The organism is Methylobacterium sp. Leaf118, assembly GCF_920984675.1.
Lineage (GTDB): Bacteria > Pseudomonadota > Alphaproteobacteria > Rhizobiales > Beijerinckiaceae > Methylobacterium.
On record NZ_CAKLBV010000096.1, the window covers coordinates 1 to 10,810 of the forward strand.

11 protein-coding genes are annotated in these 10,810 nt (G+C 71.3%); 3 read left to right on the forward strand and 8 right to left on the reverse strand.

Going from position 1 to position 10,810, the window contains the following annotated elements; all coding sequences use genetic code 11:
* Positions 1-405 precede the first annotated feature (405 nt).
* The gene (locus tag LW587_RS22805; RefSeq protein ID WP_232631874.1) at positions 406-669 is read left to right on the forward strand and encodes a hypothetical protein; all 264 of its coding nucleotides are present in this window, start codon (positions 406-408) and stop codon (positions 667-669) included.
* Between the two features lie 348 nt (positions 670-1,017).
* Here the strand turns inward: LW587_RS22805 and LW587_RS22810 are convergent, their stop codons facing one another.
* A complete protein-coding gene (locus LW587_RS22810) occupies positions 1,018-1,779 on the reverse strand; it encodes a cation transporter (RefSeq protein WP_232631875.1) in 762 nt (253 codons plus the stop codon).
* 68 nt (positions 1,780-1,847) lie between these two features.
* Between LW587_RS22810 and LW587_RS22815 the strand changes: the two genes are divergently transcribed.
* The gene (locus tag LW587_RS22815; RefSeq protein WP_232631876.1) at positions 1,848-2,276 is read left to right on the forward strand and encodes a MerR family transcriptional regulator; all 429 of its coding nucleotides are present in this window, start codon (positions 1,848-1,850) and stop codon (positions 2,274-2,276) included.
* Between the two features lie 9 nt (positions 2,277-2,285).
* Here the strand turns inward: LW587_RS22815 and ppx are convergent, their stop codons facing one another.
* Positions 2,286-3,854, reverse strand: a complete 1,569-nt coding sequence (gene ppx, locus LW587_RS22820) for an exopolyphosphatase (protein ID WP_232631877.1) — start codon at positions 3,852-3,854, stop codon at positions 2,286-2,288.
* A gap of 98 nt (positions 3,855-3,952) precedes the next feature.
* On the reverse strand, positions 3,953-6,313 hold the full coding sequence (locus tag LW587_RS22825) for an RNA degradosome polyphosphate kinase (protein WP_232631878.1): 2,361 nt from the start codon (positions 6,311-6,313) through the stop codon (positions 3,953-3,955).
* Positions 6,314-6,534: 221 nt separating this feature from the next.
* On the opposite strand from LW587_RS22825, the gene LW587_RS22830 reads away from it, so the two are divergent.
* Positions 6,535-7,455 (forward strand): collagen-like protein, encoded by a 921-nt coding sequence (locus LW587_RS22830; RefSeq protein ID WP_232631879.1) that lies wholly within the window; start codon positions 6,535-6,537, stop codon positions 7,453-7,455.
* A 106-nt stretch (positions 7,456-7,561) separates the two neighbouring features.
* Here the strand turns inward: LW587_RS22830 and LW587_RS22835 are convergent, their stop codons facing one another.
* The 5 genes from LW587_RS22835 to LW587_RS22855 all read right to left on the reverse strand — a co-directional run.
* A complete protein-coding gene (locus LW587_RS22835; protein WP_232631880.1) occupies positions 7,562-8,296 on the reverse strand; it encodes a PIG-L deacetylase family protein in 735 nt (244 codons plus the stop codon).
* Positions 8,297-8,437: 141 nt separating this feature from the next.
* Complete coding sequence (gene queC, locus LW587_RS22840; RefSeq protein WP_232631881.1) at positions 8,438-9,157, reverse strand: 7-cyano-7-deazaguanine synthase QueC; 720 nt, start codon at positions 9,155-9,157, stop codon at positions 8,438-8,440.
* A gap of 4 nt (positions 9,158-9,161) precedes the next feature.
* Positions 9,162-9,518: a 6-carboxytetrahydropterin synthase QueD gene (gene queD / locus LW587_RS22845; RefSeq protein WP_232631882.1), complete on the reverse strand. Its 357-nt coding sequence runs from the start codon at positions 9,516-9,518 to the stop codon at positions 9,162-9,164.
* 116 nt (positions 9,519-9,634) lie between these two features.
* A complete protein-coding gene (gene gmk / locus LW587_RS22850) occupies positions 9,635-10,321 on the reverse strand; it encodes a guanylate kinase (RefSeq protein ID WP_232631883.1) in 687 nt (228 codons plus the stop codon).
* A 22-nt stretch (positions 10,322-10,343) separates the two neighbouring features.
* The coding region (locus LW587_RS22855; protein WP_232631884.1) for an endoribonuclease YicC domain-containing protein at positions 10,344-10,810 on the reverse strand (467 nt) is incomplete at its 5' end.

Genomic DNA, 10,810 nt, shown 5'->3' on the forward strand with positions numbered 1-10,810 from the left:
CGCCTCGGCCGCGCCCGCGCCGGGGCGGGTGCCCCGCGCCTGCCCGGATTCGGCGCCGTGGCGGGCGCGCAGGAAGGCGAGCAGGCCCTCGCCCGCGCCCTCGTCCGTGCCCTGCGCCCCTGCCTGCACCGTCGGAATCTTTTCGTCTGGAACGGCCGGCGCCGCCGGCGGGAAGAGAAGCCCGAACCCGCCCGCCGGTCCAGCGCCGGGCGGTCTCGCGCGGCGGTTCGAGGCTCAGGAAGCGGTGGAGTTGTGGCGGATTGACGACAGGTTTTTCGGAGGGCCGGGCGGGCGTGCCACGCGCGGCCGTCGGGCGAGCGGGCGAGCGGGCGAGGCGATCCAGGCTGGCGTTCGGGGAATGAACCTCCTAGCTTCGGCAGGGCGCCCTGCGCTCAGGACCCGTCCATGCTGTTGCGATCTGTTCTGTTCGGTCTGTCCGCCTGGGCGCTCGTCGCGGGTTCGGCGCAGGCGCAGCAGCCGACCGGCCAGATGGAGGTGGACTGCTCACGGTTCACCCGCAATCCGGACGGATCGTGGAGCGTGAAGCAGCCCCTCGAACTCTTCAGCGAAACCGGTCGTGTCCGCATCTCGCCCGGGCCGCCGTTCAAGCTCGGCATGTCGTTCGGAGGGCTCGACATCGCCCGGATGCTCGATGAGCAGTGCCGATAGGCGCGGTTCTGTCCGAAACAGGCACGACGGCCCGGAGGCCGGCCTCATCAGGGCCGCGGTTCTCTCAACGGGCACGATCGGCAGCGTCGTGAAACACGGCCTGCGGCTTCGATAGCGACGGTCCGGAAGCGGACGCTGCGCGAGGCAGAAAAGGGCCGGACGCGGCCCTTCGACGGCTGATCAGCCAGCGCGAAATTCAAGACTCATGGGTGAGGGAACCTCGCGGCCCCCTCCTCATGTGTCATATCAAATCCGGTTGATCCCTTCGGGATGGCGGATTTGAGCTTCGCTCAAACGCCGCGCGGGCTGGACTGATCCGGGCTCCGCTTTGATCAAGCGGAGCCCGGATCAGGCGGCCGGTGCCGGCTGGGTGTGGTTGTGCGGTTGGCCGACGCGGTACTCGGCCCATGCCTGCCGCAGGATTTGCAGCGATGATGTGAGGAATATCCCCGCCATCACTCCGGCCACCAGCAGATCCGGCCAAGCGGTCGCCGTGCCCCATACGCCCAGCGCCGCGACCATAACGATCACGTTGCCAATCGCGTCGTTACGCGAGCAGAGCCAGACCGAGCGCACGTTGGCGTCGCCGTCCTTGTAGGGCCGTAGCAGCAGCACCGAGGCGAGGTTGGCTGCCAGCGCCAACACGCCAACCACGCCCATCACGTCCGCCTTCGGCAGGCCAAGGATCAGGGTTTGATAGACCGTCGAGCCGAACACCCATCCGGCCATCAAGAACAGCGACAGCCCCTTGAACAGGGCCGCTTTGGACCGAGTGCGCAGGCTAGCCCCGATCACGGCCAGCGACAGGCCGTAGGTGACGGTATCGGCGAGGAAGTCGAGCGCGTCGGCTTTGAGGGCCTGTGATCCGGCAAGCTGGCCCGCGGCCATCTCGCCGAGAAACATCGCACCATTAAGGGCGATCACGGTCCAGAGGATGCGCTTGTAACGTGGATCCACCCCGTCAAAGACCGGCACGCCCTTCGGGCAACAGGTGTCCCCGGCGGGGCCGTGCGTGTGGGTGTCGGCCGCCGAAGCGGCCGGTTCAGAAAATCGCACCGTCTGCGGTGCGCAACAGGTCGAGGTGGTCGTGCCACAGCTCTCGTCCGCCATGATGTTCTCCTTTCCGTAGGTTGGGAAGGAGCGTACAACCTCTAGCCACTAGAGGTGCAAGCACGATTATGGACATTCCGATTGGCGAGCTGGCCCGGCGCACGGGCGTCAAGGTGCCAACCATCCGCTACTATGAGGGCGCGGACCTCATGCCTCGTCCTGCCCGTACCGAAGGCCAGCAGCGCCGCTACGGTGCGGAGGCGGTGGCCCGGCTCAACTTCATCCGGCACGCGCGGGCGCTTGGATTTGAGGTCGAGGCGATCCGCGAGCTGTTGGCTCTATCGGCCCAACCGGAACGGCCCTGCGCCGAAGTGGACCAGATCACCCGCCGGCACTTGGCCGGGGTCGAGCGCCGGATCGGTCAGCTCGTGGCCCTGCGCGGTGAGCTACACCGCATGCTCGATGCCTGCGGCCATGGCCGAGTGTGCGACTGCCGGGTGATTGAAACTCTGGCTGACCATAATCAGTGCGCACACGATCACGGCATGCCGGCATAACTCAAGCGTTCAGCCCACGTCGATCCGCCCGTCGAGGCCGATCACCCGGGCGAGGCCGCGGACGCGGTTGAGCAGGCGCTCGCCGTTGAGGGCCTCCCATTGGAGGGGCAAGCGCAGCACGACCTTGCCGTCCTCCACGGAGAGCGGCATCCGGGCCAGCGGCCCGGCCATGCCGGCCGAGACCGGGAAGGCGACGCGCAGGAGCGCGCCGATCAGGCGGGCGCGGTCGAACAGGCGGGGCCCCGCCAGCGCCCGCAGGGTCGGACTCGCCTTTTCCGGGGCGACACCCTCGTGGCGGAAATAGCCGGACAGGGCGAGATAGGCCCGGCCCGGATGGTCGATGCCGGCGAAGGCGGCGTTGGCGATGACGTTGAGGCTCTGCTCGCCCCGGTAATCCGGATGCGCCCGCCAGCCGATGTCGGAGAGCAGGCAGGCGGCGTGGCGCAGGCGGCGCTCGCCCGCGGTCTCGGGCCCGTCGAGGGTGGTGATGAAGTGGTCGGTCCAGGCCCGCAGCTCCTCGCCATGGCCCGGCGAGCGGGCGCGCTGGACGTTGAGCTCCTGGGCGGAGACGATCAGCGGATCGAGGGCGCGGGTCTCGCGGTCGAGCTGCTCGAACAGCAGCCCCTCGCGCACGCCGAAGGCCGAGATCGCGATCTCCCGGGGGCGGCCGGCCCGGATGATCTCCTCCAGCACCACTGCGCCATAGGCCAGCAGCGGCCGGCGCGCCTCGGAGATGGTCTCGACCTCCTGCAGGGTCGCGGTCTCGGTCGCCTCGACCATTTCGAGGAAGCTCAGCTCGTCGGACGGCTCGACCGTGTAGCCGTGCATGACGTGGAGCGGGTAGCCGCGCGCCGCCTGATGCAGCCGGGCGAGCGCCCGCCACGTGCCGCCGACGGCGTAGAAAGTGCGCCCGCGCAGGGTGTCGAGCTGCGGCTCGGCCTTCTTGAGATGCTCGCGCGCGATCTTCCGCGCCTTCTTGGGGGAGCTTTCGGAGAGGTCCTGGAGCGCCAGCCCGCCGAGCGGCATGGTCACGCCCTGGCCCACCGTGACGCCCTTGACGTCCACGAGTTCGAGGGAGCCGCCGCCGAGATCGCCGACCACGCCGTCCGGGGCGTAGAAGCCGGAGACGACGCCGAGCGCCGAGAGCTCGGCCTCGCGCCGGCCGGAGAGGAGGTGGATGTCCCGGCCCAGCACCGTCCGGGCCGCGTCCAGGAAGGCCGGGCCGTTGGCCGCGTCCCGGGCGGCTGCCGTGGCGAGCACCTCGATGCGCTCGATGCGCATGGTGTCGCACAGGACGCGGAAGCGGCGCAGGGCGGTCAGCGCCCGCTGGACCGAATCCTCGTTGAGCCGCCCGGTGGAGAAGACGGAGCGGCCGAGCCCGCACAGCACCTTCTCATTGTAGAGCGGCGTCGGCGCCCGGCTCAGCCCGTCATAGGCGACGAGCCGGACGGAGTTCGAGCCGATGTCGATGATGGCGACCGGGGCGGTCTGTCCGGCGAAGGGCGTGGGGTCCGGTGTCATGGCGTCCGGCCGTTCGGCATCGTGGGCGAGCGTCAGGTGCGGACGTGACGGACCCATGCGACCCTCTCAAGGTGACGCCCCGGGGCGAGCCCGGCCGGCGCACGCGTCAGATGGTGGCCCGCGCCGAGCCACGAGTCCCGGCGCGGGCCTGTCGTTCAGGAGCGATGAGCGCGGCGGCTGAGCGCGCGCGGGCTCGACTTCTTCGACGACTTGCCGCGCCCGGACAGGCTCGGATTCGTCATGAAATACTTGTGCGCGTTGAACGGTTCCTCCCCTTCCGCGGGGCTGATCCGTTCGCTGGCACCCGACGCCAGTACACGCCAGCTCTGCCGGTTGTCGAGGAGGTTGGCCAGCATGATCTGGTCCAGCACCTGCTGATGCACAGTGGGATTGGTGATCGGCAGGAGCGCCTCGACCCGCCGGTCGAGATTGCGCTGCATCAGGTCGGCGGACGAGATGTAGACCGTGGCCTTCGGATGCGGCAGCCCGGCGCCGTTGCCGAAGGCGTAGACGCGGCCGTGCTCCAGGAAGCGGCCGACGATCGACTTCACCCGGATCGTCTCCGACAGGCCGGGGATGCCGGGCCGGAGGCAGCAGATCCCGCGGACCACGCAGTCGATCTGCACGCCCTCCTGGCTGGCATCGTACAGGGCGTCGATGATCTGGGGATCGACCAGCGAGTTGCACTTGATCCAGATCGCCGCCGGGCGGCCCGCCTTGGCGTGGGCGATCTCCTCCTCGATGTGCTGGAGGAGCCGCGGCTTGAGGGTGAGCGGCGAGACCGCCATGCGCTCGAGCTCCGCCGGCTCGGCATAGCCGGTGATGAAGTTGAACAGGCGCGAGACGTCCCGGGCGATCGCCGGGTCGGCGGTGAAGAAGGAGAGGTCCGTGTAGATGCGCGCGGTGATCGGGTGATAGTTGCCGGTGCCGACATGGCAGTAGGTGACGAGCCGGTCGCCCTCGCGGCGCACCACCATCGACAGCTTGGCGTGGGTCTTCAGCTCGACGAAGCCGAACACCACCTGCGCGCCCGCCTTCTCGAGGTTGCGCGCCCAGCGGATATTGGCCTCCTCGTCGAAGCGGGCCTTCAGCTCGACCAGCGCCGTGACCGACTTGCCGGCCTCCGCGGCCTCGGCCAGCGCCGCGACGATCGGCGAGTTCGAGGAGGTGCGGTAGAGGGTCTGCTTGATCGCCACCACGTTCGGGTCGCGGGCGGCCTGCGCCAGGAACTGCACCACCGAGTCGAACGACTCGTAGGGATGATGGACGATGAAGTCCTTCTGCCGGATCGCGGCGAACACGTCGCCGCCGGACTCGCGGATGCGCTCGGGGAAGCGCGGGTTGTAGGTCTTGAACTTGAGGTCCGGCCGGTCGATGCTCACGATCTGCGACAGCTCGTTGAGCGCCAGCGTCCCCTCGACGAGGAAGACCGCGTCGGGCGCGATCTCCAATTCGTCGGTGACGAAGGCGCGCAGATCCTCGGCCATGCCGGCGTCGATCTCGAGGCGGATCACCACGCCGCGGCGGCGGCGCTTGATCGCCGATTCGAAGTGCAGGACGAGGTCCTCCGCCTCCTCCTCGATCTCCAGATCGGAATCGCGCACCACCCGGAAGGCGCCCTGGCTCTTGAGGGCGTAGCCGGGGAAGAGGCGGCCGGCGAACTTCACGATCACCTGCTCGATGGCCACGAAGCGCGCGGTGCTGTCGCCCTCCCGGTCGGGCAGGCGCACGAACCGGTCGAGCAGCGATGGCAGCCGGATCAGCGCCCGCAGGGTGCGCCCGTCGCGGGGCCGGGCCAGCATGAAGGCGATGGTCGAGCCGAGATTCGGGATGAAGGGGAACGGGTGGGCCGGATCGATGGCGAGCGGCGTGAGCACCGGGAAGACGTAGGTGAGGAAATACTCCTCCAGCCATGCCAGGCGCTCGGGGGACAGTTCCGACGGCTCGGCGAGGTGGATGCCGTTGGTGTTCAGCTCCTCGCGCAGGGCCCGCCAGCGCTCCTGCTGGTCGAGGGCGAGGCGCGACACCTCGTTGCCGATCCGCACGAGCTGCTCGGCGGGGCTCAGCCCGTCCTGCGAGGGCACGACAAGGCCGGCGCGCACCTGATCGTGCAGTCCGGCCACGCGCACCATGAAGAACTCGTCGAGGTTGTTGGCCGAGATCGAGAGGAAGCGGAGCTGCTCCAGGAGCGGGTGATTGGGGTTGGAGGCCTCTTCCAGCACGCGCCGGTTGAACTGGAGCCAGGACAGCTCCCGGTTCATGAAGCGATCGGGGGAGTGGCGCAGGGCGCGGCCGGCCTCGATCACCGGCTCGCGGGCGGCCTCCGCCGCGACCCCGTCGGCATCGAGCTCCGAGGGTTTCTCGGCGGCCTTCTCGGCGGCGAGGATGCGGGCGGCACGGGCGGTGCGGGCGCGGGCGGTCTCGCTGCGCACGCCGCGCTCGGTGGCGAGGCGGGTCTCCTCCGTCTCGATCGCCTCCGAATCCCGGGTGACGACGTCCGACTCCACTTCCGACAACGCGCTGGCTCCCTTCCGTCCCGACCGATCACGGCTCCCTACCATGGGGTCGCCCGCCGTGTTTGACAGTTTCGTGACACCTTGAACATCCGCCCGCGCCCGTCGCGCCACCGGCCGGGACGCCGATCCCGGCGGCCCGGACTTGACCGTTCGGCTCCGGCCGCCGAAACCTTCTCCCCACCGCGCCGGAAGACGCGCGGATTTCGGCGGGAGGAGCGAGAATGCCTACGACGCGTGCCGTGGGACGTCGGCCGTGGCCGATCCTGTTGGCGGCGGGGCTGATCCTCGCCGGACCGGCCGCCGCCCAGCAGCCGGCCCCTGCCGAAGCCGGCCGGCCGCGGCCGGCCCCGTCCGGCCCCAAGCCGGCGGTGCCGCCGATCCAGGTCTGGGACGCCCGCATCGAGGGCGGCGACCTGCGCATCACCGGCAGCATCCGCAAGAGCAACCAGACCGTCATCCTCGACGACGACATCTCCGTCCTCTCCGACCGGCGCGGGCGCTTCGAGTTCCGCCTGCCCTACCGGCCCGCGACCTGCGTGGCGGTGCTGAAGAGCGGCGAGGACGAGCGCGAAGCGGTGATCGCCCAATGCGCGCCGGAGGGTCCGCCCGGCAAGGCGGGCGAGCCGGGTCCGGCCGGGCCGCAGGGCAGCGCGGGGCTCCAGGGTCCGCCCGGCCCCGCCGGCGCCCCGGGCCCCCGCGGCGAGACTGGCCCCAAGGGCGAAGCGGGAGCCAAAGGCGAGGCAGGCCCCAAAGGCGAAGCAGGCCCCAAGGGCGAAGCGGGAGCCAAGGGCGAGGCGGGGTCTCCGGGTCCGAAGGGTGAGGCGGGCGCGCGGGGCCAACCCGGCCCGGCGGGCGAGCGCGGCGCCGCGGGTCCAGCCGGTCCGAAGGGCGAGGCGGGCAAGGATGCGGCGGCCACGAGCGCGTTGGCCACGAGCGCGTTGGGCACGAGCGCGGCCAGTCCGGTCCGGGCGGTGCGGGTGGCCTCCTGCCCGGACAGCGGCTGCACCCTCACCTGCGATTCCGGCGAGGTGCTCGTCGCCGCCCTCTGCCCCAAGGGCGGCGCGGCGAGCGTCGAATCGGAGAGCACGGCGACCTGCCCGGCGGGCGGCGGCGGCATGACCGGGCTCTGCGCCCGGCCGTGACGCGCGCCGGCCCGAGAGGGGAAGCCCCGCTCTCGGGCAAGGCCGGTGCGGCACAGGAACCGGGCGGATCGTCCTCGCTGGGAAAGACGGGCCGATCCGCGTGGCCTCAGGCCGGCAGGGCGATGAACCACTCGTAGGGGCCGGTCAGGCGGTCGATCATCTCGGGCTTCAACTGGAACCCCTCGGGATCGTCCGCGATCAGGCCGGAGACCTGGGAGGCGTGGGCCTCCACGGCCCGGCGCTTGGCCGCGCGCGCGTCCTCGACCGCGAGGCGGTAGCCTTCGGGCGCAGCCCCGACCTCGTGCTCCGGCGGCAGGGTCCAGCCCCAGACCGGGTAGGCGTAGACGGCCACCCTCGGCAGATGGGGCCGGGCGCGATCGACGAGGGCCGCCGAGGCCGTGTGGTCGCAATGGGGATCGTGCCGCCAGGTCACGAACACGGCGCCCGCCCCGGCTTCCCGGGCGATCGCGGCGATCCGCGCGGCGGCCGTCTCGGCCTCCGGGCCGGCGCTCGGCACGCCGCCATCGGGCAGGCGCAGGAAATGGACATGCTCGGAGGCGAGGCCGAGTTCGGCCATCGCGGCGATCGTCTCGGCTTCGCGCAGGTTCCGCAGGCGGTCGTGGGGATAGGCCGTCGAGTTCGGATGCGAGCCGCAGCCGTCGCTGACGATGACGACCCGGACGGGGCGCCCCCGGGCCAGCGCCTGCACGATGAGCCCGCCGCAGCCGAGGCTCTCGTCGTCCGGATGCGGGGCGACCACGACGAGGCCGCCGGTCACGAGCGTCTCGAACGGGACCACCGGCAGGGCCGTCACGGCCTCAAGGAAGGCATCGGCGCGCATGGACTTCTCCTCTCGACTGCGTTGCACGGCCCCTGACCGCCGGTCCCGATCCGGGCCTCCGGCGGAGACCCGCCGCTGCGCAAGGCGCGGGGGCCATCGCCGATGCGGCCTCGGTCGCCGAACCCGGCCGGCGCGGTCCGCTCAGGCCGCCCGCGCGGCAAGGTAGCGCGAAAAGCCCTTGGCACGCAGGTCGCAGGCCGGACAGGCGCCGCAGCCGTAGCCCCAGGGGTGACGCGTCCCGCGCGTGCCGAGGTAGCAGGTATGGCTCTCCTCGACGATCAGGTCGACCAGCGCCCGGCCGCCCAGCTCCTCGGCCAGGGCCCAGGTCTGCGCCTTGTCGCGCCACATCAGCGGCGTGTGCAGCACAAAGCGGCGGTCCATGCCGAGATTCAGCGCCACCTGCAGGGCCTTGATCGCGTCGTCGCGGCAATCGGGATAGCCCGAGTAATCGGTCTCGCACATGCCGCCGACGAGGTGGCGCAGGCCCCGCCGATAGGCGAGCGCCGCGGCGAAGGTCAGGAAGGCGAGGTTGCGCCCCGGCACGAAGGTGTTGGGCAGGCCGTCCGCGGCCAGGGCGATCTCGCCTTCGCGGGTGAGCGCGGTCTCGGAGATGGCCCCGAGGACCGCGAGATCCAGGGTATGGTCGGTGCCGAGCCTGCGCCCCCAGGCCGGATCGAGGCCCGCCATGCCCCGGCGCAAGCCGTCGCGGCAGTCGAGCTCCACCCGGTGGCGCTGGCGGTAGTCGAAGCCCAGGGTCTCGACGCGCGGGTAGCGATCGAGCGCCCAGGCGAGGCAGGTCGCCGAGTCCTGGCCGCCGGAGAACAGCACCAGGGCGCCGGTATCCTCGGCGGCGTCGGCCATGGCCCTACGCGCCCTCGTACTCGGCCCAGGAGAGCGGCGTCTCGAACACCCGCACGGAGGCGAGGTCGGGAATCGCCGGCCGGGCGCGATGCCAGATCCAGGCCGCGATATGCTCGGCGGTGGGGTTCTCCAGCCCCTCGATCTCGTTGAGGCAATGGTGGTCGAGGCGCGCCAGCAGCGGCGCGAAGGCGCTCTCGATGTCGTAGAAATCGACGACCCAGCCCGTGACCGGGTCGACGGCGCCCGCGACCGTGAGCTCGACGCGGTAGGAATGCCCGTGCATCCGGTGGCAGCGATGCGTCTCGGGCACGTTCGGCAGGCGGTGCGCCGCCTCGAAGGTGAAGGCCTGGGTGATCTTCATCGGGGTCTCAGCCGGCCTCGCCGGACCGGCACGGGGTGGGCGGCGGTCGGGACCGCCGGAGCGGTCGATATGTCACCGAAGCCCGGGAAATGCACGCCTCGGGCCAGGAAGACCCGTCAGCGCGGATCGGGCGCCTCGGCGAGCAGGCCGTCGACGAAGGCCGACAGGCCGGTGCGGCGGCTGCGCCTGAGCCGCTCGGCGGCCAGGATCGCCTGGAGCGCGCGGAAGGATTCGTCGAGGTCGTCGTTGACGATGACGTAGTCGTACTCGCTCCAGCGCTGCATCTCGGTGCGGGCATTGGCGAGCCGGCGCTCGATGGTCTCGGGCGCGTCCTCCGCCCGCCGCTCCAGGCGGTGGCGCAACTCGGAAAAGCTCGGCGGCAGGATGAAGACGGTGACGACGTCGTCCTGGAGGCGCTGCCGCACCTGGCGCGTGCCCTGGTAGTCGATGTCGAAGATCATGTCGCGGCCCTGCGCGAGGGTCTTCTCCACGGGCCGGCGCGGCGTGCCGTAGTAGTTGCCGTGCACCTCGGCCCATTCGAGCAGGTCGTCGCGGGTGCGCAGGTCCTCGAAGGCCTCCCGGTCGATGAAGCGGTAGTCGCGTCCGTCGATCTCCGAGGGCCGGCGCGCCCGGGTCGTGACCGAGATCGACAGGTCGAGACCCCAGTCGCTCTTCTGGGCGATCGCTCGGGTGAGGGTCGTCTTGCCCGCGCCCGAGGGCGAGGACAGGATCAGGATCAGGCCGCGCCGGGCGTCCTTGGCGTCCTTGGCGTCCTGGCCACCCGCCGTCCGACCTTGCGTCATCGCCGCACCCACTCGCCCGCTCTCATTCGACGTTCTGCACCTGCTCGCGGACTTGCTCCACCACGGCCTTCAAGTCGAGTCCGATCCGCGAGAGCGCGATGTCGCCGGCCTTGGCGCAGAGCGTGTTGGCCTCGCGCCCGAGCTCCTGCGACAGGAAGTCGAGGCGCCGCCCGACGGGGCCGCCCGCCGCGATCAGCTCCTCGGCCGCCGCCAGATGGGCCTGCAGGCGGTCGAGTTCCTCGCGCACGTCGGCCTTGGCGGCGAGCAGCACCGCCTCCTGATGCAGCCGGTCGGGATCGAGGCCGCCCTGTCCCACCAGCGCCGCGACCGAGACCGCGAGCCGGGCCCGCACCGCCTCGGGCTGCCGGGCCGGGCAGGCCTCGGCGGCCCCGGTCAGCCGGGCGATCTCGCCGAGCTGCCCGGCCAGGATCGCCTGCAGCTTGGCCCCCTCGGCGCGGCGGGCGGCGACGAGATCGGCCACCAGCGCCG